This is a genomic window from Acidovorax sp. GW823-FHT01C06, assembly GCF_058798375.1.
The window spans coordinates 127,128-151,149 of the sequence record NZ_JBXAKN010000012.1; the positions used below are offsets into that span (position 1 = coordinate 127,128).

21 protein-coding genes are annotated in these 24,022 nt (G+C 68.0%); 13 read left to right on the forward strand and 8 right to left on the reverse strand.

Features of this window, described 5'->3' with window-relative positions:
- Positions 1 to 38: 38 nt before the first annotated feature.
- Positions 39 to 449, forward strand: a complete 411-nt coding sequence (locus AC1RCS_RS21655; RefSeq protein WP_492245892.1) for a hypothetical protein — start codon at positions 39 to 41, stop codon at positions 447 to 449.
- A 92-nt stretch (positions 450 to 541) separates the two neighbouring features.
- Here AC1RCS_RS21655 and AC1RCS_RS21660 read toward each other — a convergent pair whose 3' ends face one another.
- From AC1RCS_RS21660 to AC1RCS_RS21670, 3 genes are all read right to left on the reverse strand, one after another.
- Positions 542 to 1,756 (reverse strand): DesA family fatty acid desaturase, encoded by a 1,215-nt coding sequence (locus AC1RCS_RS21660; protein ID WP_492245893.1) that lies wholly within the window; start codon positions 1,754 to 1,756, stop codon positions 542 to 544.
- A gap of 131 nt (positions 1,757 to 1,887) precedes the next feature.
- The gene (locus tag AC1RCS_RS21665; RefSeq protein ID WP_492245894.1) at positions 1,888 to 3,162 is read right to left on the reverse strand and encodes an RsmB/NOP family class I SAM-dependent RNA methyltransferase; all 1,275 of its coding nucleotides are present in this window, start codon (positions 3,160 to 3,162) and stop codon (positions 1,888 to 1,890) included.
- A 105-nt stretch (positions 3,163 to 3,267) separates the two neighbouring features.
- Complete coding sequence (locus tag AC1RCS_RS21670; RefSeq protein WP_492245895.1) at positions 3,268 to 5,121, reverse strand: M48 family metallopeptidase; 1,854 nt, start codon at positions 5,119 to 5,121, stop codon at positions 3,268 to 3,270.
- Positions 5,122 to 5,166: 45 nt separating this feature from the next.
- Here AC1RCS_RS21670 and AC1RCS_RS21675 point away from each other — a divergent pair, with 45 nt between their 5' ends.
- Both AC1RCS_RS21675 and AC1RCS_RS21680 read left to right on the forward strand, forming a co-directional pair.
- Positions 5,167 to 5,421 (forward strand): DUF1653 domain-containing protein, encoded by a 255-nt coding sequence (locus AC1RCS_RS21675; protein WP_218340014.1) that lies wholly within the window; start codon positions 5,167 to 5,169, stop codon positions 5,419 to 5,421.
- Positions 5,422 to 5,712: 291 nt separating this feature from the next.
- Entirely contained in the window at positions 5,713 to 6,267 is a 555-nt protein-coding gene (locus AC1RCS_RS21680; RefSeq protein ID WP_218295737.1) for a hypothetical protein, read from the forward strand.
- 40 nt (positions 6,268 to 6,307) lie between these two features.
- Here the strand turns inward: AC1RCS_RS21680 and purN are convergent, their stop codons facing one another.
- Complete coding sequence (gene purN / locus AC1RCS_RS21685) at positions 6,308 to 6,889, reverse strand: phosphoribosylglycinamide formyltransferase (protein WP_492245896.1); 582 nt, start codon at positions 6,887 to 6,889, stop codon at positions 6,308 to 6,310.
- A gap of 39 nt (positions 6,890 to 6,928) precedes the next feature.
- Between purN and AC1RCS_RS21690 the strand changes: the two genes are divergently transcribed.
- The 5 genes from AC1RCS_RS21690 (at position 6,929) to AC1RCS_RS21710 (ending at position 12,967) form a co-directional block, all read left to right on the forward strand.
- Positions 6,929 to 7,633 carry a YceH family protein gene (locus AC1RCS_RS21690; RefSeq protein WP_218295739.1) on the forward strand — a complete coding sequence of 235 codons (705 nt, stop codon included), beginning with the start codon at positions 6,929 to 6,931 and terminating at the stop codon, positions 7,631 to 7,633.
- A 46-nt stretch (positions 7,634 to 7,679) separates the two neighbouring features.
- On the forward strand, positions 7,680 to 8,861 hold the full coding sequence (locus AC1RCS_RS21695) for an acyl-CoA dehydrogenase family protein (RefSeq protein ID WP_218340011.1): 1,182 nt from the start codon (positions 7,680 to 7,682) through the stop codon (positions 8,859 to 8,861).
- 24 nt (positions 8,862 to 8,885) lie between these two features.
- Positions 8,886 to 10,001 carry an acyl-CoA dehydrogenase family protein gene (locus AC1RCS_RS21700; protein ID WP_492245897.1) on the forward strand — a complete coding sequence of 372 codons (1,116 nt, stop codon included), beginning with the start codon at positions 8,886 to 8,888 and terminating at the stop codon, positions 9,999 to 10,001.
- A gap of 76 nt (positions 10,002 to 10,077) precedes the next feature.
- A complete protein-coding gene (locus tag AC1RCS_RS21705) occupies positions 10,078 to 11,472 on the forward strand; it encodes an alpha/beta fold hydrolase (protein ID WP_492245898.1) in 1,395 nt (464 codons plus the stop codon).
- Positions 11,473 to 11,656: 184 nt separating this feature from the next.
- Positions 11,657 to 12,967 (forward strand): tetratricopeptide repeat protein, encoded by a 1,311-nt coding sequence (locus AC1RCS_RS21710; protein WP_492245899.1) that lies wholly within the window; start codon positions 11,657 to 11,659, stop codon positions 12,965 to 12,967.
- Between the two features lie 80 nt (positions 12,968 to 13,047).
- Here the strand turns inward: AC1RCS_RS21710 and AC1RCS_RS21715 are convergent, their stop codons facing one another.
- Positions 13,048 to 13,605, reverse strand: coding sequence for an HNH endonuclease (locus AC1RCS_RS21715; RefSeq protein WP_218295747.1), 558 nt, complete (start codon positions 13,603 to 13,605; stop codon positions 13,048 to 13,050).
- 168 nt (positions 13,606 to 13,773) lie between these two features.
- Here AC1RCS_RS21715 and AC1RCS_RS21720 point away from each other — a divergent pair, with 168 nt between their 5' ends.
- The 4 genes from AC1RCS_RS21720 (at position 13,774) to AC1RCS_RS21735 (ending at position 20,406) form a co-directional block, all read left to right on the forward strand.
- Positions 13,774 to 14,832 (forward strand): bifunctional riboflavin kinase/FAD synthetase, encoded by a 1,059-nt coding sequence (locus AC1RCS_RS21720; protein ID WP_492245900.1) that lies wholly within the window; start codon positions 13,774 to 13,776, stop codon positions 14,830 to 14,832.
- Positions 14,833 to 14,941: 109 nt separating this feature from the next.
- The gene (gene ileS / locus AC1RCS_RS21725) at positions 14,942 to 17,815 is read left to right on the forward strand and encodes an isoleucine--tRNA ligase (RefSeq protein ID WP_492245901.1); all 2,874 of its coding nucleotides are present in this window, start codon (positions 14,942 to 14,944) and stop codon (positions 17,813 to 17,815) included.
- Positions 17,815 to 18,342 (forward strand): signal peptidase II, encoded by a 528-nt coding sequence (gene lspA / locus AC1RCS_RS21730; RefSeq protein WP_218340276.1) that lies wholly within the window; start codon positions 17,815 to 17,817, stop codon positions 18,340 to 18,342. The genes ileS and lspA overlap by 1 nt, the downstream gene beginning before the upstream one ends.
- Before the next feature lie 408 nt (positions 18,343 to 18,750).
- Entirely contained in the window at positions 18,751 to 20,406 is a 1,656-nt protein-coding gene (locus tag AC1RCS_RS21735; protein ID WP_218295750.1) for a Na/Pi cotransporter family protein, read from the forward strand.
- Between the two features lie 69 nt (positions 20,407 to 20,475).
- On the opposite strand, the gene AC1RCS_RS21740 is transcribed toward AC1RCS_RS21735, so the two are convergent.
- Both AC1RCS_RS21740 and AC1RCS_RS21745 read right to left on the reverse strand, forming a co-directional pair.
- Positions 20,476 to 21,309 (reverse strand): NUDIX hydrolase, encoded by an 834-nt coding sequence (locus AC1RCS_RS21740; RefSeq protein ID WP_218295751.1) that lies wholly within the window; start codon positions 21,307 to 21,309, stop codon positions 20,476 to 20,478.
- Positions 21,306 to 22,289, reverse strand: a complete 984-nt coding sequence (locus AC1RCS_RS21745; RefSeq protein WP_218295752.1) for a quinone oxidoreductase family protein — start codon at positions 22,287 to 22,289, stop codon at positions 21,306 to 21,308. The genes AC1RCS_RS21740 and AC1RCS_RS21745 overlap by 4 nt, the downstream gene beginning before the upstream one ends.
- A 215-nt stretch (positions 22,290 to 22,504) precedes the next feature.
- Between AC1RCS_RS21745 and AC1RCS_RS21750 the strand changes: the two genes are divergently transcribed.
- Positions 22,505 to 23,404 carry a DMT family transporter gene (locus tag AC1RCS_RS21750; protein ID WP_218295753.1) on the forward strand — a complete coding sequence of 300 codons (900 nt, stop codon included), beginning with the start codon at positions 22,505 to 22,507 and terminating at the stop codon, positions 23,402 to 23,404.
- A 16-nt stretch (positions 23,405 to 23,420) separates the two neighbouring features.
- On the opposite strand, the gene AC1RCS_RS21755 is transcribed toward AC1RCS_RS21750, so the two are convergent.
- Positions 23,421 to 24,014 (reverse strand): hypothetical protein, encoded by a 594-nt coding sequence (locus AC1RCS_RS21755; RefSeq protein WP_492245902.1) that lies wholly within the window; start codon positions 24,012 to 24,014, stop codon positions 23,421 to 23,423.
- Between the last annotated feature and the right edge of the window lie 8 nt (positions 24,015 to 24,022).

Sequence of the window (24,022 nt, forward strand, 5' to 3'; positions counted from 1 at the left end):
CCCTCGCTACAGCCTTTTGTCCCCGGAGGACCCGCACCATGAAACCGCGCCCCCAGCTCACCGCCATCCCCACCCCTTTCCTCACCCTGCATATCGCGCCCGGCCAGAGCCTTTGGGCCTGCCTCGCACCCGGCAGCCGGGTGCACGCGACCCGGGGGGACGTGGCCATCCGCCTTGCGCCCCGCTCTCTCGGGCACGCGCTGCACTCGCCACCATTGGCGCGGTTGAAGGCGGGCGACCACCTGCCGTGGGTGGTGGAGCACCGCCAGGCCACCTGGGTGCAGCTTGGCAGCGCCACGCAGGGCCCGGCGGAAGTCAGGATCGTGGAAGGCACACCCGTGCCCGGACTGGGCCAGAAAGCCTGGAGACGCCTGCGCAGGGCTTTCTCGGCGGGCGAGAAGGCCCGCAAGGAGGGGACACTTGGCGGCGCCTTGCACGCCGCACGGTGAAGCGGCAAGGCGGCAGAAAAGAAAAAGGCCTTGCCGGACGGCAAGGCCTTTTTCCTTCGTATCCGGGCGCCGCGGCAGGCGGCCGGCCGCCTCTAGGCCTGGGCCGCACGCAACCGCAGCGAGAACTCGCGCAGCGCCGCAATGCCGCTTTCCTCGGCGCGGCGGCACCATGCCTGCAGATCGGCCGTCAACTGCTCGCGGGAGTGCGAGGTATTGAGCCACAGCTGGCGCAATTCTTCCCGCATGGTCACCATCTTGTCGAGGGCCGGGTGCGCGGCGCGCGCCTGGGCCAGTTGTGGCAGGGCCACGGCAGGCACCTTCTCCGCATCGCGGTGAAGCCAGCGCTTGGCGGCCTTGAGCACCGACGCATCGGCCTGGCGCGCCTGCAATGCGGCAATCTCCTCCTTGCAGGCCTGGCGCACACCGCGCGCATAACCGGCCATCACCTCGTAGCGGTTGGCGATGAGGGCTTCCAGCGTCTTTTCGTCCGCGACGGGCTTCACATCGCCCAGCTGCAGCTTGGGTGGAACCTTCTTGACGGTGGCCCAGCCGATCCTCTTCATCAGACTGATGTAGACCCAGCCGATATCGAACTCATAGGGCTTGACCGAGAACTTGGCCGAGGTGGGGTAGGTATGGTGGTTGTTGTGCAGTTCCTCGCCGCCAATGATGATCCCCCAGGGCGACAGGTTGGTGCTGGCATCCTGCGCCTCGAAGTTGCGGTAGCCCCAGTAGTGGCCCACGCCATTGACCACGCCCGCCGCCCAGAAGGGAATCCAGAGCATCTGAACCGCCCACACGGCAGCGCCCAGGGCACCGAACAGGGCGAGGTTCAGGATCAGCATGAGGCCCACGCCCTGCCAGCCGTAGCGGGTATAGACGTTGCGCTCCATCCAGTCATCCGGCGTGCCGTGGCCGAACTTCTTCATGGTCTCCATGTTCTTCGACTCGGCGCGGTACAGCTCGGCACCACGCCACATCACGGTATCGAGGCCCCGTGTCTGGGGACTGTGCGGGTCGTCCACCGTTTCGCACTTGGCGTGGTGCTTGCGGTGGATCGCCACCCATTCCTTGGTGACCATGCCCGTGCCGATCCACAGCCAGAAGCGGAAGAAGTGCGAGGGGATGGCATGCAAATCCAACGCGCGGTGCGCCTGGGCGCGGTGCAGGAAAATCGTGACCGCCGCGATGGTGATGTGGGTCGTCGCCAGGGTGTACAGGATGATCTGCCACCAGGCCAGGTTCCACAAACCATGGCCGAGCCAGTCAATGGCGGCGTTCAGCACAGCCCAATCGGGTAACAGCATATTCGGGAAGCCTTACTACAGAGAACCCGCTCGCCAGCGGAGCGGGTACCTGATTTTAGAGGGAGTACCCCGTGCAGAGTTCAGGGGTATCCACAGTATTTACGCGTATTTAGAAACTTTAGAGCGGTAACTCAGCTCTTTTTGGACCAGATGGCGGCGAAAAAGCCGTCCGTCTGGTGCCGGTGGGGCCACAGGCGCAGAAAACCACTGCCTGTCTCGCCGCCGCTGCACAGGCCCTTGGCGCCCTCGACCTTGAGCTGCTCCAGCAGTTCGCCGGCGTCTAGCAGTTCGAAATCAGGGTGCGTGGCGCTGAACGCGTCCGCGATGGCCTCGTTTTCCTGCGGCAGGATGCTGCAGGTGGCATACACGAGGCGGCCGCCGGGCTTGAGCAGGCGCGCCGCGCTGTCCAGGATGGCGGTCTGCTTGGCCACCAGCTCCTCGACGGCCTTGGGCGACTGGCGCCATTTGAGGTCGGGATTGCGGCGCAAGGTGCCCAGGCCCGAGCAGGGCGCATCCACCAGCACGCGGTCGATCTTGCCCGCCAGCCGTTTGACCCGGTCATCGCGCTCATGGGCGATGGCGGCGGGGTGCACGTTCGACAGGCCGCTGCGGGCCAGGCGCGGCTTCAGCGCATCCAGGCGGTGCGCCGACACGTCGAACGCATAGAGTCGCCCCGTGCTGCGCATGCCCGCGCCGATGGCCAGCGTCTTGCCGCCCGCCCCGGCACAGAAATCCACCACCATCTCGCCGCGCTTGGCGTCAAGCAGCAGGGCCAGCAGCTGCGAGCCCTCGTCCTGCACCTCGATGGCGCCGCGCGTGAACGCATCGAGCTTGGTCAGCGCGGGCTTGTCGTCAATGCGCAGGCCCCAGGGCGAATACGGCGTGGGGCTGGCCTTGATGCCGGCCTTGGCGAGCTCCTTTTGCACATCGGCGCGCTTGTCCTTGAGCGCGTTGACGCGCAAATCCAGCGGTGCGCTCTGGGCCAGGCTTTCCACCAGCGGCCAGAAGCCTTCGCCCAGCTGGTCCTTCAAGGGCTTGACGAGCCATTCGGGCAGGTTGTGGCGGTGGCGCTCCATCAGGTCATCGACCGTGACGGCGTCGCACTGGTCGAGCCAGTTCTTCTCCTGGTCGGTCAGTGCGCTCTTGAGGAAATCGCGCGGGCCGTAGAAACCCAGGATGGCCAGGCGGCGTTCCTTGGGGCCCGAGCCGGAGGGCGCCATGTGGTCGAACAGCAGCTTCTTGCGCAGCACGGTGTAGACCGTTTCGGCCAGCGTGGCCCGCTCGCGGGGCCCCAGGCCCCGGTTGTCGCGGAAGAACCGTGACACCACCGCGTCGGCGGGGTGTTCAAACGTGAGGGTGAGCCTGACCAGTTCGGCGCAGGCGTCGAGAAGAACTTTGGGATGCATCCCCGTATTGTCCACCCCCTGAGCTGCTTCCCGTCACCCCCCGGAGGGGTACGCCGTGTGCAACTCACCGTGCAGACGAGAAAGGGACGAGCAAAAAGTTGGCCATCAACGGGCATAGATCGGATCGAACGCATGGCGCTCGATTTCCTTGAGCGAAGGAGATTCGCCCGCCCACAGCGCCAGCGCGGGGCCCGGAAGGCTCAGATTGCGCTCCAGGGCGCGGCACAGGTGGTAGCGGCTTTCGTCGTCCATGCCTGGCAGCTCCAGGAACACCAGGTACGCACGACGCTGCGGATGCTCGCGCAGGTTTTTGCGCACCAGCCAGCAACGGGCGAGGGGCGCACAACGGGCCAGCTCCGATTGCAGCTCGGCCAGCTCGAAGGAGCTCAGGTCGTGCCGCACGATCTGGCTGAAGAACGAGGTGCCCGACAGCTCTTCCCAGGCCCGCTCCTCCGACTCCTGGGCGCGCTCCAGCCGTTTGCGCCACTGCTTGAAGGCGGCGGCATCGTGGTCCAGACCCAGGCGGGGTGTCTCCAGCTCGGCCAGGGCGGTGCGTGCCGCCCAGTAGCGGTCGCTGCTGCCCGCCTCCCACACCCGGTGCAGCAGCTGGAGCTTGCTCTCGCGGTCATCGTCGGGCAGGCAAGGCACCAGCCCGCGCAGGGCGGCGGGGTATTCGGGACTGCGTTCCAGCGCCAGCTCGTAGAGGGCACGCACATCGGCACGGGGGTCCAGATGGCGCTGGAGGCGCGCCAGCTCCACCAGGTCGGCGGCGCTGCTCTGGGCGGTCGATGCACCCAGGGCCTCGGCACGTGCGCGCACGCGCCCCAGCCACGCATGGTGCTGCTTCCACTCCGTGGCGTTGTCGCGGCACCACTGCTTGTCGAAGTGGGCCACCCAGCGCCTGGCCTCCGTGCCCAGCAGGGCCAGCGCGTTGCCGCGCGACCAGTCCGGCAGCGTGGGCGTTGCGTCCAGCGCCTCGATGCGGTCGCGCAGGCCAGGGTGGGTGTCGTCCACGCTGCTCAGGCGCTTGAGCGCCTGGCGCAGCGCGTCGTTGGCGAACGCCGGGTCGGGGGCTTTCGCCAGGCAGCGGCGCATGGCGCGATAGGGGCCCACGGGAAGCGGGTTGCCCGCGGCCTCGCACCAGTGGTTTCCCCAGAATTCCGCCTGCAGCCACGCGCCACGGATCTCGATTTCAGCCAGCGCGGCGGCCGCCACCTCTCGGCCCAGCAGCTTGCCCGCGATGCGATCGGCCTCGTACTCGTCCTGGCGCGCCAGCGCGAAGGTCTTGGCGGAAAAGCGCGGAAAGTACCACCGCATGAAGGCCTGCGTGGCGGCGGCCACCGGGCCTTCGTCGTCCGCCAGGCTGTGGTTCAGGCGCATCCAGGACAGCCGCGTGCGGTAGATCCACGCCGCAAACCGGCCATGGTCGCCGCGCAGATGCCCGTATTCATGCGCCAGCACGGCCAGGAAACGCGGCCGATCCAGTGCCATGAGCAGGGGCAGCCCGATGCTCAGATGGTTGACCGCGCCCCCCAGCAGGCCAAAGCGGGGCAGCTGCTGGATGCTCGCGTTGAACTCGTCGTTCAGCGTGACCTTGTGGATGGGCGGGCCCTTGATCTTGCGGCGGATGCGGTCGAGCGCCTCGAACAGTTCGGGCGCTTCCAGCACCGTGATCTCCACGCCGGCGGGTGCGTCAAAGCGCACCCACAGGGCCCGCAGGCTCACCCACAGCAGGCCGCCAGCCCCCAGCAGCAGCCACACCATGGCAAAACGAAAGCGACCGTGCAGGAGCTGCGGCACCACCCACGCCAGGATGCCCACGGCCAGGGCCAGGCAGCCGAGCACCCACGCATAGCCCAGCGCCGCGAACGCGGCCACGCTGCGGCGGTACGCTCGGCTGTTGTCGGCACTGGCATGCTCGCTCATGCGCACCATGTGCACAAAATCTGCCTGATCCACTGGCGTCCCCCCACTCTTGGTTGATTTTCAGCCGCCATCCTAACCATGAACGACAACGACCTCCCCGCGCTCATCCGCACCCCGCCGGGCCTGTACCGCCACTACAAGGGCATGCTCTACGAGGTGATCGACACCGTGCGCCACAGCGAGACCCTGGAGCCCATGACGCTGTACCGCGCACTCTATGGCCAGCGGGGGCTGTGGGTACGCCCCGCCGCCATGTTCGAGGAGCAGGTGCTCATCGATGGCGTGGCGCGGCCCCGGTTCGAGAAATGCGGCGACGAGGCCGGTCCCGGCTGAACCCGGTCCGGCCACGCCACGGCACGGCACGCGCGAAGGCGGTATCGGCCAGCTGGAACGCGTTGCGCTGGCGCCACGGGTTTCTGGTCGCGCAGGGCGACATGCCCCCGAACGCAGGGCACCTACCCCGACGGCCCGCCGCGTCCTACAGCGCCCCGGCCAGATGCGGCCTACCGTGGGCTCTGGGCCCGCATGCCCTGGCACCCGGTGGGAGGCTGCCAGCTCCCTGCAGCATTCCTCCCACCCACATCGCCGGGCACGGAGGGCCCGGCTTGATCCCAGGAGGTTCCCATGGGCTATCTACTCCAAGGGCTGTTCGGAGAACGCTCACTCACCAAGGTCGCCGGCCTGTTTGCCCAGCAAAGCCAGGCCGAGACCTCCATGGCGCAGATGCTGCGCATCGGCGGCCTGCAGGCCGGACAGGTCCGGCTGCTGGGCCCGCAGGATGCGCGCGCATCGCGCCGCGACCTGTTCGCGCGCTCGCTCGAGCCGGAACCGCGCGGCATTGCCCGCACCTTCTTCCAGACCCACATCGTGGTGGGCGCCGCCGGAGCCGTGGCAGGCCTGGCGCTCTTTGCCTGGTTCTACAACGCAGGCCACCCCATGATCGTGAGCAGCCCCCTGCTGGCCTTCATCGCCCTGGTGGGTTTTGGCACCACGTTCGGCATGCTGGGCGGGGGGCTCCTGTCGATGCGGCCCGACCACGTCCTGCTCATCACCAAAGTGCGCTCGGCGTTGCGCCACAACCACTGGGCTGTGGTCGCCCACCCCACCAGCGCGGAGCAGGCGGCCAGGGTCAAGGAGGTGCTGCAGGGCCACTCGGCCGAGGTGGTCAGCACCCTCTAGCCCGCTCACCACGGCGCATCCCCGCGCAATGGCGGGTGCGCTACGGGGCCCGCACCAGCGCCCGCACGGCGCGGGGGTAGATCACGTGTTCCTGCGTGAGCACGCGGGCGGCCAGGGTGTCTGCCGTATCGCCCGGCAGGACTGGCACCACCGCCTGGTCCAGGATGGGCCCGACGTCCAGCTCCGCCGTCACCTGGTGCACCGTCACCCCCGCAAACCTGCAGCCCGCGTCGATGGCGCGCTGGTGCGTGTGCAGCCCCGTGAAAGCCGGCAGCAAAGAGGGGTGGATGTTGATCAGCCGCCCCGCATAGTGCGCCACGAAGCCGGGCGTGAGGATGCGCATGAACCCGGCCAGCACCACCAGCGCCGGGGCGTGGCGGTCGATGGTGGCGGCCAGTGCGGTGTCAAATGCCTCGCGGCTCGCGAACGCCCTGTGGTCCAGCGCCTCGGCGGCGATGCCCTGCTCGCGCGCGAAGGCCAGGCCGGCGGCCTCCGGCTTGTTGCTGACCACGGCGGCCACACGGGCGCCATGGCGCTGCTCCCAGTTCTCCTGCTGCGCGGTCCGCACGATGGCGGCCATGTTGGAGCCGCTGCCGGAGATCAAAATCACGATGTTCTTCATAAATTGCACTGCGACGCTCAACCCCGGATTATCCCTGCCATGCCATTCGACCCCGCAACCCGCCCCCTGACCCCGAACGAGGCCCGCGTGCTGGCCACGCTGATGGAAAAAGCCCGCACCGTGCCCGACAGCTACCCCATGTCGCTCAACGGCCTGCTCACGGGCTGCAACCAGAAGACCAGCCGCGACCCGGTGATGCACCTGAGCGACGCCGACGCCCAGGAGGCCTTGGACTCGCTCAAGCTCCTCACGCTGGCCTTCGAGACCACCGGCAACCGCACCACGCGCTGGGAGCACAACTTCCAGCGCGGCGTGGGCGTGCCCGAGCAGTCGGCCGTGCTGCTGGGCCTGTTGATGCTGCGCGGGCCGCAGACGGCGGGCGAGCTGCGCATCAACGCCGAGCGCTGGTACCGGTTCGCCGACATCTCCTCGGTGGAGGCCTTCCTGGACGAGCTGCAGGAGCGCAGCGCTGAAAAAGGCGGCCCGCTGGTGGTGCTGCTGCCCCGCGCGCCCGGCGCGCGCGAGCAGCGCTGGGCGCACCTGCTGTGCGGGCCGGTCGATACCCACAGCGCCGCCGTTCCCGCCCCGGGCAGCGGCGGTGGCGGCACGCCGGCCGCACTGCAGGCGCGGGTGGAGGCGCTGGAAGCCCAGGTGGCGGGCCTGCGCGCCACCGTGGAACGGCTGTGCGCCGAGCTGGGCATCGCCCCCGCGCCGGATGGAATGTCGCCACCCGGACAGGAATAAAACGAACGACCGTGCTACAAACAGGACTTCTCAGGAGACAAGCCGCATGGATCTCGCATTCACCCCCGAAGAACAGGCCTTCCGCGAAGAAGTTCGCGCATGGGTCCACGCCAACCTACCCCAGGAAATTTCCCACAAGGTCCACAACGCCTTGCGCCTGACCCGTGCAGACATGCAGGGCTGGGCCAAGATTCTGGGCAAGAAGGGCTGGCTCGGCTTCGGCTGGCCCAAGGAATTCGGCGGCCCTGGCTGGACCGCCGTGCAAAAGCACCTGTTCGAAGAAGAGTGCGCGCTCGCCGGCGCGCCGCGCATCATCCCCTTCGGCCCCGTGATGGTGGCCCCGGTGATCATGGCCTTCGGCAATGCCGAACAGCAAAAGCGCTTCTTGCCCGGCATCGCCAGCGGCGAAGTCTGGTGGAGCCAGGGCTACAGCGAACCGGGCTCGGGCTCGGACCTGGCCTCGGTCAAGACCCGCGCCGAGCGCGTGGGCGACAAGTACATCGTCAACGGCCAGAAGACCTGGACCACGCTCGGCCAGCACGGCGACTGGATGTTCAACCTGGTGCGCACCAGCACCGAGGGCAAGCCCCAGACGGGCATCTCCTTCCTGCTGCTGGACATGAAGTCCAAGGGCGTGACCGTGCGCCCCATCAAGCTGCTGGACGGCGAGTGCGAGGTCAACGAGGTGTTCTTCGACAACGTCGAAGTGCCCGCCGAGAACCTGATCGGCGAAGAGAACAAGGGCTGGACCTACGCCAAGCACCTGCTCTCCCACGAGCGCACCAACATCGCCGACGTGAACCGCAGCAAGCGCGAGCTGGAGCGCCTGAAGCGCATCGCCAAGACCGAGGGCATGTGGGACGACCAGCGCTTCCGCGACCAGATCGCCTTGCTGGAAGTGGACGTCGTGGCCCTCGAAATGCTGGTGCTGCGCGTGCTCTCGGCGGAAAAATCGGGCAAGAACTCGCTCGACATCGCCGGCCTGCTCAAGATCAAGGGCAGCGAGATCCAGCAGCGCTACGCCGAACTGATGATGCTGGCCGCCGGCCCGTTCAGCCTGCCCTTCATCGAAGAAGCGATGGAAGCGGGCTGGCAAGGCGACTTCCCTGGCGGCGTCAGCGCCAACGCGCCCCTGGCGTCCACCTACTTCAACCTGCGCAAGACCACCATCTACGGCGGCAGCAATGAAGTCCAACGCAACATCGTGGCTCAGACCGTCCTCGGCTGAACCCAAGTTCCAGGAGACAAGAACATGGATTTCGATTTTTCTGACGACCAGGAACAACTGCGCGATGCCGTGCGCAAGTGGGTGGACAAGGGCTACACCTTCGAGCGCCGCCGCGCCGCCGTGGCCGCTGGCGGTTTTGACCGCGCCGCCTGGGGCGAACTGGCCGAGCTGGGCCTGACCGCACTCACCGTGCCCGAAGCCCACGACGGCATGGGCCAGGGCGCCATCGACGCCATGGTGGTGGCCGAGGAACTGGGCCGCGGCATGGTGCTCGAGCCCATCGCGCAGGCCTTCATCGCCAGCAGCGTGCTGTCGCAATACGGCACTGCCGCCGTGCAAGCCGCCTGGCTGCCCCGCGTGGCCAGCGGCGAGGCGCTGGTGGTACTGGCCTACCAGGAGCGCAAGGCGCGCTACCGCCTGGACGTTTGTGAAGCAAAAGCCACTCAAGCGCAATCAGGACATGTGGTAACAGCTACAAAAAGCATAGTAGCCGCCGGCGACCAGGCCGATGCCTTCATCGTGCCGGCGCAGCTGGACGGCAAGATCGCCCTCTTCCTCGTGGAACGTTCGGCCGCTGGCGTGACCACGCGGGGCTACGTCACGCAGGACGGCAGCCGCGCGGCGGAAGTGCAGCTGGCCAACGCCCCCGCCACGCTCCTCACCACCGACGGCCTGGCCGCGCTGGAGCTGGCCGTGGACACCGGCATCGCCGCCACCTGCGCCGAGGCCGTGGGCGTGATGGACAAGACGGTGTCGCTGACCGTCGAATACATGAACCAGCGCAAGCAGTTCGGTGTGTTCATCGCCAGCTTCCAGGCGCTGCGCCACCGCGTGGCCGACATGAAGATGCAGCTGGAGCTGGCCCGTTCGATGAGCTACTACGCCAGCCTCAAGCTGGGCGCCCCCGCCGCCGAACGCCGCGCCGCCATGGCGCGCGCCAAGGTGCAGCTGGGCCAATCGATGCGCTTCGTGGGCCAGCAATCGGTGCAGCTGCACGGCGGCATCGGCGTGACCGACGAATACATCGGCAGCCACTACTTCAAGAAACTCACGCAGCTGGAAATGACCTTTGGCGACACGCTGCACCACCTGGGCGAGGTGTCGAGCCGCATGCAGGACACCGCAGGCGTGTTTGCCTGAAGAGGACTGTCACGCAACCGTGCAATGCTCGTGGGCCCACCGGTCCACGGGCATTTTTTCTTTCTGGAGCCCCCTCATGAACAACACGCACTTGCTGCCACGCCGCTCCCTTCTGGTGGCCGCCGCTGCCGCCGCCAGCCTGGCCCTGGCGGGCTGCGCCACCCGCAGCCCCAGCCTGGCGGAGGCGCCGCCCATCGTCTTCGTGCATGGCAACGGCGACACCGCCGCGCTGTGGCAGACCACCTTGTGGCGGTTCGAGTCGAACGGCTGGCCGCGCGAACGCCTGCACGCCATCGACGTGCCCTACCCCCTCTCGCGCGACGAGGACGGCAAGCCCCAGCCCGGCCGCACCTCGGCGGCGGAGCACATGGCCTACCTGAAGGCCGAGGTGGACAAGGTGCTCCAGGCCACCGGCGCCCGACAGGTCGTGCTGGTGGGCAACTCGCGCGGCGGCAATGCCATCCGCAACTACGTCTACAACGGCGGCGGCGACCAGACCGTGAGCCACGCCATCCTCGGCGGTACGCCCAACCACGGCGTGTGGGCGGTTCCAGGCTTTCGGGAAGGCAACGAGTTCTCGGGCACCGGCCCGTTCCTCAAGGCCCTGAATGCCGCCAAGAACGCCGCAGGGGACGAGGTGAGCGGCCCGGTGAAATGGCTGACCATCCGCTCGGACAACAACGACAAGTTCGCCCAGCCCGACGGCGTGTGGATCGGCGCCAAGGGCACGGCCACCAACGTCACGGCCGCAGGCCCCGAGCTCAAGGGCGCCACCAACGTGGTCATCCCGCGCATCGACCACCGCGAGACATCCTATTCACCCGCCGCGTTCGAGGCCACCTACCGCTTCATCACCGGCAAGGCCCCGGCACGCACCGAGATCGCCGCCGAGAAGGCCGTGGTGCTGAATGGCAAGGTCACCGGCCTGGGCGTGGATTCCACCGACCCCAGGACCGGCAATTTCAGCAACAACCTGCCCCTGCCGGGGGCGCAGCTGGAGGTGTACACGACCGCCCCCCCCACCGGCGCCCGCACCGGCAGCGCCTTGCTGCGCAAGGCCGTGGGCGCGGATGGCCAGTGGGGCCCGCTCGCCGTCCCCACCGGCTCGCCCATCGAGTTCGTGATCACCGCGCCCGGCTATGCCACCACCCACATCTACCGCAGCGGCTTCCCGCGCGGCAGCGACCTGATCCACCTGCGCCCTGAACGCATGGCCGACGCGGACAAGGGCGCGGACAGCATCATCACCCTGGCCCGCCCCCGCGGCTACCTGGACCCGGCGCGCGACAGGATGCTGCTGGACGGCGCCCCGCCCGCTGGCGTGCCCCCCGGAGCGGGCGTGGCATCCGCCAAGGTCAAGCCCGCTGGCGGCGTGCGCAGCATCGCGGCCGAATTCAACGGCGAACGGGTAACGGGCCAGACCTGGCCGGCGGCGCAAGGGCATGTGGTGATGCTGGAATTGAGCTACTGACAGGGTCGGCACGACGTTTTCGGGCGCGCCCCAAAGCGGCGCTGGGCGCTCCCCGGCCGACAGCTCACCAATGCCGCAAGCCACAAAACAAATCCACGATAATTCACAGTTCGCCTGCGGCAGCCACCGCAGCTCAGCCAAGATGCCTGGCGGCGTCCTGCTTTTGTCCACTCTTCCTCTGCCCATGAGCGCCACCGCAACCGATCCCAATCTCAAGCACCTGACCCGAGCCCGCGAGCAGATCGCCAAAGGCGATCTCAAGAATGCGGCACTGACGCTGAACAAGGCCAATGCCCAGTGGCCGCAGGACCCCCGTGTGTTCATGCTGGGAGGGCTGATGGCCGAAAAATCCGGCAACGTGAAAGGTGCTTTCGAAGGCCTTCGCAGGGCGGTGTCGTTGGCGCCCGACTGGGGGCCTGGCCTGCTGGAACTGGCGCTGCTCCTGGCCCGCCAGAATCAGTTCCAGGAGGCGGTGGAAACCGCCGAGAAAGTAGCAGCACTCGAACCAAGGAATCTGCAGGTGCTCGCGGGTGTCGTGGACATTGCCCACCGCGCCGGGCACACCGAGATGGCGGTGCGCCATCTGCGCAGGGGTCTCGAACTGGTGCCCGGCGATGTCGCCTTGAGGCGCCTGCTGGCCAGGGACCTGAGCGAGCAAGCCAACCACGACGAATCGCTGGAGCTGTGGACGGGTTTGTTGGAAGAAAACCCCACGGACACCCAAGCCCTGGTGGGGCGCGTACAGACGCACGTCGTTGCCGGTACGCCCGCCAAGGCCATCAAGGATGCAGAGACCCTGCTGGAGCTCGCTCCTGACGATGCGGTTTATCAGTACTACGCCCAACTGGCACGCGGTGAAACCCCGGCTCATCAACCGATAGAGCTGACGCGCCCATTGTTCGATGGCATGGCTGAGTTTTACGATGCCCATCTGGTGCACGGCCTGAAGTACCAACTGCCTCGGCAGATCGCCGATAAAATCCTCGCACGCCACCCCGACAAGAAAATCAATGTGCTTGACCTGGGTTGTGGCACAGGGCTGCTGGGGCTCTACCTGGGCCGCCTGGATGGGTACCTGATCGGGGTAGATCTTTCGCTCAAGATGATCGAACAGGCAGCGCGTCACAACGTGTACGACAGATTCCACAGCGTGAACCTGCACGATGCGCTGCGCGACACGCCGGACGGGCTCTACCAGGTCATCGCGGCACTGGACGTGTTCATCTATGCAGGCGATCTGACCACAGCCGTCATCAACGCGCAGCGGGTTCTCGCGGCCGGCGGCCAGTTGTTTTTTTCATGTGAAACCGCCAGCGAGGACGGGGCCGACCTGGTCCTGCAGCCCACGGGACGCTACGCGCACAAACGCAGCCATGTGCAAGCCGTGTGCAAGGCCGCAGGATTTGACAGCGTTGAAATCGAAGACACCGTGCTGCGCCACGAAAGCCAGCAACCCGTGCACGGTTTCGTGGTGACGGCCCACAAGCCTAGCTGACCGAAGGACGCTTGGTCAAAATGACCAAGCGCAAGCCCGGGTCTGACCAACTCCTTTGCACGCCCAGCCGGAGGGTGTTCTCAGGCCAGCAGGCGCGAGGACTTGGGCACGTGCGCCATCAGGAACTCCATCTGGTCGGCCAGGATCCGCCGGTTGCGCAGGATGAAGTCCTCCCACAGGCTGGGCACGTAGGGCGCGTACAGCAGTGGCATATGCGCCTGTTCGGGGGTGCGCGGCCCCTTGCGGTGGTTGCAGGGACGGCAGGCCGTGACCACGTTCATCCAGTGGTCCTGCCCGTTGCGCGCGAAGGGCACGATGTGCTCGCGCGTGAGGTTGTCTTCGTGAAAATGCCCGCCGCAGTAGGCGCACACATTGCGGTCGCGGATGAAGAGCTTGCTGTTGGTCAGGCCGGGCTTGAGGTCGAACGGGTTGATCGTGGGCACGCCCTTGGTGCCGATGATGCTGTTGACGGCAATCACCGACTGTTCACCCGTCACGGCGTTGTGCCCGCCGCGGAACCGGGCGATCTGGCCGCCGGATTCCCAGCGCACCTCACCGGCGGCGTAATGAATCACCGCCTGCTCGAGCGAAATCCACGATTGGGGCAGCCCTTGGGCCGACAGCTTCAAGACCTTCAAAACACGCCTCCTGGAACGGTAAGTACACAAGGATTCGGAACGCTGATGTCTCGCGGGCAGCCCCGTACCGGGCCGTCCGTGGGTCACAATATACTCCGTTTTCATGACAAATTGGCGTCTTGCGCTTGATGCACCTGCGCATGCTGCTATCAAAAAGATAACAAACCGATGAAGATCTTTCGCGGATTCCACCATCCTGGCATCGCCCGCTCGTGCGCGCTGACCATCGGCAATTTCGATGGCGTGCACCGGGGCCACCAGGCCATGCTCGCCCTGCTCAACAGCGAGGCCGCCCACCGGCAAGTGGACAGCTGCGTGCTGACCTTCGAGCCCCATCCGCGCGACTATTTCGCCGGGGCGCTGCACAAGCCCGAGCTGGCGCCCGCGCGCGTCGGCACGCTGCGCGACAAGCTCACGGAGCTGGCGCGCTGCGGCGTGCAGCAGACGGTGGTGCTGCCTTTCGACGCGGCGCTGGCCGCGCAGTCGCCCGAGGCCTTCATCGACGAGGTGCTGGTGCAGGGGCTGGGCGCCCGCTACGTGCTGGTGGGCGATGACTTCCGGTTCGGGCGCCAGCGCGCGGGCGACTACGCCATGCTGGACGCGGCCGGCCAGGCCCGGGGCTTTGACGTGGCGCGCATGAACAGCTACGAGGTGCACGGTTTGCGCGTCTCCAGCTCCGCCGTGCGGCAAGCGCTGGCCCAGGGCGACATGGACGCGGCCGCGCGCCTGCTGGGACGGCCCTACACCATCTCGGGCCATGTGGTGCATGGCCGCAAGCTCGGGCGCGAGCTGGGCGCCACGGCCGAGGGCGCGGGCGACGGCTTTCGCACGCTGAACCTGCGCTTTGCCCACTGGAAGCCCGCCGCCAGCGGCATCTTCGCCGTGCTGGTGCACGGCCTGGGGCGCGAGGGCGATGCTCCGCTGCAGGGCGTGGCCAACCTGGGCGTGCGCCCGTCGCTCGACCCCGACGACGTCAACGGCGGGCGGGTGCTGCTGGAGACACATTGCCTGCAATGGCCCGTCGAGCTGGGGGCCGAAGGGGCGTACGGTAAAATCGTGCGCGTGGAACTGCTGCACAAACTGCACGACGAGCTCAAGTACGACGGTCTGGCTGCCCTGACGGCGGGCATCGCCAAGGACTGTGCGGATGCGCGCGCCTACTTCGCGTCGGCCCAGGCACCCAATCACACCGAGACCCGGCGCCAGACCACGCGCGACCGAATTTGAGGGGGCTGCCTGCGCAGCGCCTGCCCGGCAGGCCCGACACCTCTTCACGCCTCCTCTTTTCCCGTTTTCTCCGGGCCTGCCCCGGAATGCCCCGTTTTAAGGCTCCCTCATGTCCGACAACGCCAGTACCACCGAATCCACCGCCACGGACTACCGCAGCACCCTGAACCTGCCCGACACCCCCTTCCCCATGCGCGGCGACCTGCCCAAGCGCGAGCCGGGCTGGGTGAAGGAATGGGAAGACAAGGGCCTGTACAAGCGCCTGCGCGACGCACGCTGCGGCGCGCCCAAGTTCATCCTGCACGACGGCCCGCCCTACGCCAACGGCCAGATCCACATGGGCCACGCGGTCAACAAGATTCTCAAGGACATGATCACCAAGGCGCGCCAGCTCGAGGGCTTCGACGCGCTGTACGTGCCCGGCTGGGACTGCCACGGCCTGCCGATCGAGAACGCCATCGAGAAGAAACACGGCCGCAACCTGAGCCGCGACGACATGCAGGCCAAGAGCCGCGCGTTTGCCACCGAGCAGATCGCGCAGCAGATGGTGGACTTCAAGCGCCTGGGCGTGCTGGGCGAATGGGACAACCCCTACAAGACCATGAATCCCGCCAACGAGGCGGGCGAAATCCGAGCGTTCAAGCGTGTGATGGAGCGTGGTTTTGTCTACCGCGGCTTGAAGCCCGTTTACTGGTGTTTTGACTGCGGTTCGTCGCTGGCCGAGTTCGAGATCGAATACCAGGACAAGGAGAGCACCACGCTCGACGTGGCCTTCAAGGCGCACGAGCCCGCCAGGCTGGCGTCCGCGTTTGGCCTGCCCGCGTTGACCAAAGACGCCTTCGTCGTCATCTGGACCACCACCGCCTGGACCATCCCCGCCAACCAGGCGCTCAACCTGAACCCAGAGATCAGCTACGCCCTGGTGGACACCGGCGAACGCATCCTGCTGGTGGCCGAGCCGCTGGTGGCCTCGTGCCTGGAGCGCTATGGCCTCACGGGCAGCGTGCTGGCCACCACCCTGGGCAAGAACCTGGGTGGGCTGGAGTTCGAGCACCCGCTGTACGATGTGAAAAGCGAGGACGGCAGCCAAGGCTACCAGCGCCTGTCCCCCGTGTACCTGGCCGACTACGCCACGGCCGACGACGGCACCGGTATCGTGCATTCCTCGCCTGCCTACGGGCTGGAGGATTTCAACTCCTGCGTGTCCCACGGCCTGGCGCTGGACGACATCCTGAACCCCGTGCAGGGCAACGGTACCTATGCGCCGGACTTCCCGCTGTTCGGCAGCCAGCACATCTGGAAGGCCGTGCCCGTCATCATCGAAGCACTGCGCGATGCCGGCCGCCTGATGGCCACCAAGGAGATCACGCACAGCTACCCCCACTGCTGGCGCCACAAGACGCCGGTGATCTACCGCGCGGCCGCGCAATGGTTCATCCGCATGGACGAAGGCGAAGGCGTCTTCACCCAGCCCGGCATGAAGCCTGCCAAGACGCTGCGCCAGATCGCGCTGGACGCCATCGAACACACCAGCTTCTACCCCGAGAACGGCAAGACCCGCCTGCACGACATGATCGCCGGGCGGCCCGACTGGTGCATCTCGCGCCAGCGCAGCTGGGGTGTGCCCATCCCGTTCTTCCTGCACAAGGATTCGGGCGAACTGCACCCGCGCACCATGGAAATCATGGACCAGGCGGCCGACATCGTGGAAAAGGGCGGCATCGAGGCCTGGAGCCGCGTGACGCCCGAGGAAATCCTGGGCGCCGAGGACGCGGCCCGCTACACCAAGAGCACCGACATCCTGGAGGTGTGGTTCGACTCGGGCTCCACGTTCAGCCATGTGCTGCGCGGCACGCACCCCGACGTGCACCACGACACGGGCCCCGAGGCCGACCTGTACCTGGAAGGCCACGACCAGCACCGCGGCTGGTTCCACAGCTCCCTGCTCTTGGCATCGGCGCTGGAAGGCCGCGCGCCCTACCGGGGCCTGCTGACCCACGGCTTCACCGTGGACAGCCAGGGCCGCAAGATGAGCAAGTCGCTGGGCAACGGCATCGATCCGCAGGAGATCAACAAGAAGCTGGGCGCCGAGATCATCCGCCTGTGGGTGGCCGCCAGCGACTACTCCGGCGACATCGCGGGGGACGAAAAGATCCTGGCCCGTGTGGTGGATGCCTACCGCCGCATCCGCAACACGCTGCGCTTCCTGCTGGCCAACGTGAGCGACTTCGACCCGGCCAAGGACGCCGTGCCGTTCGACCAGATGCTGGAGATCGACCGTTACGCCCTCACCCGCGCATCCGAGTTCCAGGCCGAGGTGCTGGCGCACTACAAGGTGTATGAGTTCCACCCCGTGGTCGCCAAGCTGCAGCTGTACTGCTCGGAAGACCTGGGCGGGTTCTACCTGGACGTGCTCAAGGACCGCCTGTACACCACCGCGCCCAAGAGCCTGGCGCGCCGCAGCGCGCAGACCGCGCTCTACCAGATCACGCATGCCATGCTGCGCTGGATGGCGCCGTTCCTGTCCTTCACGGCCGAAGAGGCCTGGAAGTTGTTCGGCCAGTCCGACTCCATCTTCGTGGAAACCTATGGCTCCATCGCCAGGGCCGACGAGGGCCTGCTGGCCAAGTGGGGGCGCCTGCGCGAGATCCGCGATGCGGTGAACAAGGAGATCGAGGCGCTGCGCGCCGCCGGCCAGGTGGGCTCTTCGCTGCAGGCCGTGGTCACCCTCACGGCCGCGCCCGAAGACCATGCGCTGCTGGCCAGCCTGGGCGACGACCTGAAGTTCATCTTCATCACCTCTGCTATTGAATTGGTAGCTGGTAGCGCACTGCAGATCAGCGTCAAGCCCAGTTCTGATGCCAAATGCGAGCGCTGCTGGCACTACCGCCCCGACGTGGGGCAGGATGCCGCGCACCCCACCATCTGCGGCCGCTGCACCAGCAACCTCTACGGGGACGGCGAAAGCCGGGCGCACGCGTGATGGCGCGCGGCGCGGCACTGGCGGGGCGCTCCGGCGCGGGCATGTGGCCCTGGCTGGCCTGGGCCGTGGTGCTTCTGGTGGCCGACCAGATCACCAAGACCTGGATCATCCAGAACTACCAGCTGGGCGATGCCACGTTCATCACCAGCTTCTTCAACATCGTGCGGGCGCACAACACCGGCGCGGCGTTCTCCTTCCTGCGCGACGCGGGCGGATGGCAGCGCTGGCTGTTCACCGGCATCGGCGTGGCGGCCACGATCTTCATCGTGTGGCAACTGCGCGCGCACCCCGGCCAGAGGCTGTTCAGCTTCGCGCTGTCCAGCATCCTGGGGGGCGCGGTGGGCAACGTGGTGGACCGGCTGATGCACGGCTACGTCGTGGACTTCCTGGATTTCCACTGGAATTTCCTCGCCGGGATCTTCCACGGCGGCCATTTCCCGGCCTTCAACCTGGCGGACACGGCCATCAGCGTGGGGGCCGCCTGCCTGATCCTGGACGAGCTGCTCAGAGCGCGGCGCGCGCGCTGAAGCAACACCCCCGCTCCCTGCATCCCAGGCCCGCCGCGCGCGGGCCTTTTGCCAGGCGAAAGGCGGGGAGCGGATTCACCGGCAGGGGCCTGCCCCACCTGTGTAGTGCCCGTGCGGCAGGCGCCACACGCCGTGCCCCGCCCGGCAAAACCCGGACTGCTATCCATGCTATGGAATCGGGAGTATGCTTATATGTCAGTTTTGTGACAAATGACGGAGGGGTGCCTTGCCCGCGCCCGCCCCGCCCCGGAAGCCGCGCCGCCCGGCACCGCAGACCCGTCTGCCCTGGCCTCCGGGCACAAAAGTGAACACGCCACCCTGGCCAGGGGCGCATGATGTGCCCTGCGTCCGCCGTGGGCCAGGCGCCGCGTTTGCGCACGTCACAAGAAGAAGAAACAACGGTTTTCCATGAAGCATCTCTTGAATCTCCTGGCAGCGGTGTCGCTGCTGATCTGGGGCACCCACCTGGTGCGCACCGGCATCCTGCGCGTATTCGGCGCCAACCTGCGCCAGCTGATCGCGCACAGCGTCAGCAACCGGTTCACGGCCGTGCTGTCGGGCATCGGGGTGACCGCCGTGGTGCAGTCGAGCACCGCCACGGCGCTGATCGTGTCGTCCTTCGTGGGCCAGGGCCTGGTGGGCCTGCCCGCCGCGCTGGCCGTGATGCTGGGCGCCGACGTGGGCACCAGCGTGATGGCCGTGGTGTTCTCCATGGACCTGTCCTGGCTCTCGCCGCTGTTCATCTTCGCGGGGGTGGTGCTGTTCATCTCGCGCAAGGACACGGCGGCCGGCCGCGTGGGCCGGGTGCTGATCGGCCTGGGCCTGATGCTGCTGGCGCTGCGCCTGATCACCGAGTCCACCACCGTGCTGACCCAGTCGCCCACCGTGCGCACGCTGCTCTCCGCGCTCACCAGCGACCTGCTGCTCGAGATTTTCACGGGCTCGGTGCTCGCCATCGTGGCCTATTCCAGCCTGGCCACGGTGCTGCTCACCGCGGCCCTGGCGGGCTCGGGCGGCATCCCGCCCGACGTGGCGCTGGGCCTGGTGCTGGGCGCCAACCTGGGCAGCGGCGTGCTGGCGGTGCTGACCACGCTCAAGGCCGACGTGCAGACGCGGCAGGTGCCGCTGGGCAACCTGATCTTCAAGATCATCGGCGTGGTCATCATGACGCCGCTCACGGGGCTGTGGCTGCAGCACGTGCGGCCCTACGTGCCGGAAATCGCGACGCTGGTGGTGCTGTTCCATCTGGCGTTCAACATGGTGGTGGGCATCATCTGCATCGGCCTGACCGGCACGGTGGCCCGCGCGGTGCAGCGCCTGCTGCCGCAGGAGAAGACCCAGGCCGCGGCGGGCACGCGCCCCCAGCACCTGGACCCTTCCGCCCTGGCCACGCCCTCGCTGGCCATCTCCTGCGCCGCGCGCGAGGCCCTGCACCAGGCCGACGTGGTCGAGTCCATGCTGCTGGGCCTGCACAAGGTGATCCGCACGGACGACCTCAAGCTCGCGCAAGACCTGCGCAAGCTCGACGACGAGGTGGACGGCCTGTACTCGGCCATCAAGTACTACATGACCAAGATCTCGCGCGAGGCGCTGGATGAGCGCGAGGGCCGCCGCTGGGCCGACATCATCAGCTTCACGATCAACATGGAACAGATCGGCGACATCATCGAGCGCGTGCTGATCGACATCGAGGACAAGAAGATCAAGAAGGGCCGCCAGTTCTCCGAGGCCGGCATGGAAGAGATCAACGAGCTGCACGCGCGCCTGATCGACAACCTGCGCCTGGCGATGAGCGTGTTCCTCAACGGCAGCGTGCGCGATGCGCAGAAGCTGCTGGAGGAGAAGGCCCGCTTCCGCGACCTGGAGCACGCGTATTCGGCCACCCACCTGGCGCGCCTGTCCGACAACACGGTGCAAAGCATCGAGACCAGCTCGCTGCACATCGACCTGATCAGCGAGCTCAAGCGCATCAACTCGCTGCTGTGCTCGGTGGCCTACCCGATCCTGGAGTCGGCGGGCGCGCTGGCGCCCAGCCGCCTGAGGGCCATGGTGGACCAGGCCTGAGGCGGCGGCTTGCGCCCACGGCGGCCCGCCGCCCTGGCACAGGGGGCAGCGCCCGCAAGGGCCGCCGCGTCAGGCGCCCAGGAAGCCCGCGATCACCAGCCCGGCTTCCAGGGTGAACGCCCCTTGCGCCACCTGTTCGCGCAGGCTGTCGAGGGAAAGCAGATCGAACCGCTCGACCTCCCCGTCCTGGTTGCAGGGCTCCAGGCCGTCGGGCACCTGGGCGCGGAACCAGTCGATGCGCTCCACCATGAAGCCCACGCCCCCGCCCTCGCGGCTGGGCCGGCTGAACAGCACGTGGCCGCCGTGCGCCACGCCCGCCAGGGCTTCGATGCGCAGCCCGGCCTCCTCCCAGGTCTCGCGCGCCAGCGCCTGCGGCAGGGTGTCGGCGGCCGCCACCATGCCGCCCATCAGCGTATCCCACAGGCCCGGGTTGTTGGGCTTGGTCAGCGCCCGCTTTTGCACCCACATGCGGCCGTCCGGGGCCAGCCCCACCAGGTGCACGGCCCGCGTGGCGATGCCCAGCACGCGCACGGCGCCGCGCTCCACGGTGGCCACCACGTCGCCCTGCGGATTGCACACGGCCAGTTGCTCATTGCGCCAGGGGCCGCACCGGCCGGCGCCCCGCAGCACCGCCGCCAGGGCGTTGAGCGCCTCGGTGGCCCCTCCCGGGGGCGATTGCAGGTGCCAGGCGGGTGCCCCCTGATGCTCTGTTTTTGATAGCTCGAAGCGCTTGTCGATGGCGCGCGAGGCACCAATCTGCTCCAAGAACCCTTCGGCCACCGAGCCCACCACCTGCCCCGCCGCCAGCAAGGCCTGGCGGGACTGGGCGGCGGGCTGCCGCGCGGCCTGCCGGGCGCCCGCCAGCCAGTGCCCGAACGGCGTGCTGCCGTGCGCCGCGCTCACAGCGTGAGGATGGTGGAGCCGGTGGTCTTGCGCGCCTCGAGGTCGCGGTGCGCCTGCTGCACCTGCGCGAGCGGGTAGCGCTGGTCGATGTGAATCACGACCTGCCCGCTGGCCACCACGCTGAACAGATCGTCCGCCATGGCCTGCGTGCTCTCGCGCGTGGCGATGTGGGTGAACAGTGTCTGGCGCGTGACGTACAGCGAGCCCTTGGCGCCCAGCGCGCCCGGAGCGAACGGCGGCACGGGGCCCGATGCATTCCCAAAGCTGGCCATGAGGCCAAAGGGGCGCAGGCAGTCGAGGGACTTGTCCCACGTGTCCTTGCCCACCGAGTCGTACACCACCTTCACGCCCTGGCCGGCGGTGATCTCTTTCACGCGGGCCGCGAAGTCCTCGGTGTTGTAGTTGATCGCATGGGCCGCGCCATTGGCCAGCGCGAGCTGGCACTTGGCGTCCGAGCCCGCCGTGGCGATGAGGGAGAGCCCGAGCGCCCTGGCCCACTGCGTGGCGATCAGCCCCACCCCGCCGGCGGCGGCGTGGAACAGCACGTGGTCGCCGGCCTGCAGGCCTTGCACGGGCAGCGTCTTCTTGAGCAGGTACTGCGCGGTCAGGCCCTTGAGCATCATGGCCGCGCCGGTTTCGAAGCTGATCGCGTCGGGCAGCCGGCACACGCACCTGGCGGGCATCACGCGCTGCTCGCAGTAGCTGCCGGGCGGCTGGCTCGCGTAGGCCGCGCGGTCGCCCACCTTCAGGTGCGTGACACCTTCGCCCACGGCCTCGACCACACCGGCGGCCTCCATGCCGATGCCCGCGGGCATGCCGAGCGGGTACAGGCCCGTGCGGTGGTACACGTCGATGAAATTCAGGCCGATGGCATGGTGGCGGATGCGGATCTCGCCGGGGCCGGGCTCGCCCACGGCGACGTCAACGATGTGGAGTTCTTCGGGACCACCGTGCTGGCGGATCTGGACGGCAAGGCTCATGGCTAACGCTCCTGTAACGGTGAGACAAACGGCGGCCATCCTGCCACGAATCCCGCGAGCCTGCCGCAGGCCGGGCTACTTGCCGGAGGGCACCGCCACGCCGTGAGGAGACGGCCCTGGGCGATGGCGGGTGGGCGTGTGGACGGGCTGCGCCGCCCTGGGGCCTTGTGGCCGCGCGCAGCGGGGTGGCACGCGCGCCGTTACAGTCCAGCCCCATGACACAAAAACTCACGCCCGGCACGGCGGCGTTGCTGGTGGTACCGCCGATGCTCTGGGCCGGCAATGCCGTGGTGGGGCGGCTGGTGCACGACCTGATCCCGCCCCTCACCCTCAATTTCATCCGCTGGGTGCTGGCCTTCGGCATCCTGCTGCCCCTCGCGCACGGTGTGCTGCGCAAGGACAGCCCGCTGTGGCCGCACTGGCGCCGCTACGCGCTGCTGGGGCTGCTGGGCATCGGGCTGTACAACGCGTTCCAGTACATGGCCCTGCAGACCTCCACGCCCATCAACGTGACCCTGGTGGGCTCCAGCATGCCGGTGTGGATGCTGGGCGTGGGCGCGCTGTTCTTCGGCGCGGGCGTCACGCGGCGGCAGCTGCTGGGGGCGCTGCTGTCGATCTGCGGCGTGCTGCTCGTGCTCAGCCGTGGCGAATGGGCGCAGCTGATGGCCTTCCGGCTCGTGCCGGGCGACCTGTTCATGCTCCTTGCCACGATTTCATGGGCGTTCTACAGCTGGCTGCTGTCGCGCACCACCGAGCCCACCCGCATCCGCGGCGACTGGGCAGCGTTCCTGATGGCGCAGATGGTGTTCGGGCTCGCATGGTCGGGCAGTTTCGCCGGGGCGGAATGGGCCTCGGGCCGCTCGCACGTCGCATGGGGCTGGCCGCTGGCGGCCGCGCTGGCATTCATCGCGGTGGGGCCCGCGGTGCTGGCCTACCGCTTCTGGGGCGTGGGCGTGCAGCGCGCCGGGCCCGCCGTGGCGGGCTTCTTCGTGAACCTGACACCCCTGTTCGCCGGCATCCTGTCGGCCGCGTTCCTGGGGGAGACGCCCCAGCTCTTTCATGGCATCGCGTTCGCGCTGATCGTGGGCGGGATCGTGGTGTCCTCTCGCCGATAGCGCCGCTGCGGCGGCTCTACTCCTGCACCCGCAAGGTGCCGGCAGAGGACCCAAAACCCGGTTCTTGCGCCGGGAAGTCCGCCACGGTGGCGTTGTAGTTCACGCCCACCATGTGGCCGTTCAGGTCCGTGAGGTACATGAGGTTGCGGACGTCGGTATCGGCGGCCGGCGCGGTGCTGTCCATGCGCACCCAGGCACGCCCGCCAATGGTGACCAGCGAGGCGTCGCGCATCACCAGGCCCGGGGTGAGCCTGGGCAAGGTTGTTTCCATGGCGGACATGAACGCGGGCAAGGCATCGGGCGTGAGCGGTTTTTGCGCCATGCGCGACCAGGTCACGGCCACGGTGCTGCTGCGCCGGGCGTTGCCCCAGGCGGCCAGCGGCCTGCGCCCGTGCCGGCCGAACTTGGTCTGCAGCTCCTCGTCGGTGAGCGCGGTGTAGCCCGCCGGCGCCTGCAGCCGCAGCGTCCCGCTGGGGGTCTGGACGGCGACGGGCTCGGCGGCGGCCAGGGTGCAGGCAGCGGCTGCGGCACATGCCAGGGTGGCCCATGCAGCCAGGCGCCCGCGCGCCGTGGCGCTGGCGGCGGGTCGGGTGTGCGGAGAAGGGTGCATATCGGACC

Coding starts and splice junctions, on each gene's coding strand:
- AC1RCS_RS21660 (WP_492245893.1), bottom strand. CDS start 1,756: ATGCTGTTACCCGATTGGGCTGTGCTGAACGCCGCCATTGACTGGCTC.
- ileS (WP_492245901.1), top strand. CDS start 14,942: ATGTCCGACAACGCCAGTACCACCGAATCCACCGCCACGGACTACCGC.
- AC1RCS_RS21710 (WP_492245899.1), top strand. CDS start 11,657: ATGAGCGCCACCGCAACCGATCCCAATCTCAAGCACCTGACCCGAGCC.
- AC1RCS_RS21735 (WP_218295750.1), top strand. CDS start 18,751: ATGAAGCATCTCTTGAATCTCCTGGCAGCGGTGTCGCTGCTGATCTGG.
- AC1RCS_RS21705 (WP_492245898.1), top strand. CDS start 10,078: ATGAACAACACGCACTTGCTGCCACGCCGCTCCCTTCTGGTGGCCGCC.
- AC1RCS_RS21745 (WP_218295752.1), bottom strand. CDS start 22,289: ATGAGCCTTGCCGTCCAGATCCGCCAGCACGGTGGTCCCGAAGAACTC.
- AC1RCS_RS21700 (WP_492245897.1), top strand. CDS start 8,886: ATGGATTTCGATTTTTCTGACGACCAGGAACAACTGCGCGATGCCGTG.
- AC1RCS_RS21755 (WP_492245902.1), bottom strand. CDS start 24,014: ATGCACCCTTCTCCGCACACCCGACCCGCCGCCAGCGCCACGGCGCGC.
- AC1RCS_RS21750 (WP_218295753.1), top strand. CDS start 22,505: ATGACACAAAAACTCACGCCCGGCACGGCGGCGTTGCTGGTGGTACCG.
- AC1RCS_RS21680 (WP_218295737.1), top strand. CDS start 5,713: ATGGGCTATCTACTCCAAGGGCTGTTCGGAGAACGCTCACTCACCAAG.
- purN (WP_492245896.1), bottom strand. CDS start 6,889: ATGAAGAACATCGTGATTTTGATCTCCGGCAGCGGCTCCAACATGGCC.
- AC1RCS_RS21720 (WP_492245900.1), top strand. CDS start 13,774: ATGAAGATCTTTCGCGGATTCCACCATCCTGGCATCGCCCGCTCGTGC.
- AC1RCS_RS21690 (WP_218295739.1), top strand. CDS start 6,929: ATGCCATTCGACCCCGCAACCCGCCCCCTGACCCCGAACGAGGCCCGC.
- AC1RCS_RS21665 (WP_492245894.1), bottom strand. CDS start 3,162: ATGCATCCCAAAGTTCTTCTCGACGCCTGCGCCGAACTGGTCAGGCTC.
- AC1RCS_RS21695 (WP_218340011.1), top strand. CDS start 7,680: ATGGATCTCGCATTCACCCCCGAAGAACAGGCCTTCCGCGAAGAAGTT.
- lspA (WP_218340276.1), top strand. CDS start 17,815: ATGGCGCGCGGCGCGGCACTGGCGGGGCGCTCCGGCGCGGGCATGTGG.
- AC1RCS_RS21655 (WP_492245892.1), top strand. CDS start 39: ATGAAACCGCGCCCCCAGCTCACCGCCATCCCCACCCCTTTCCTCACC.
- AC1RCS_RS21675 (WP_218340014.1), top strand. CDS start 5,167: ATGAACGACAACGACCTCCCCGCGCTCATCCGCACCCCGCCGGGCCTG.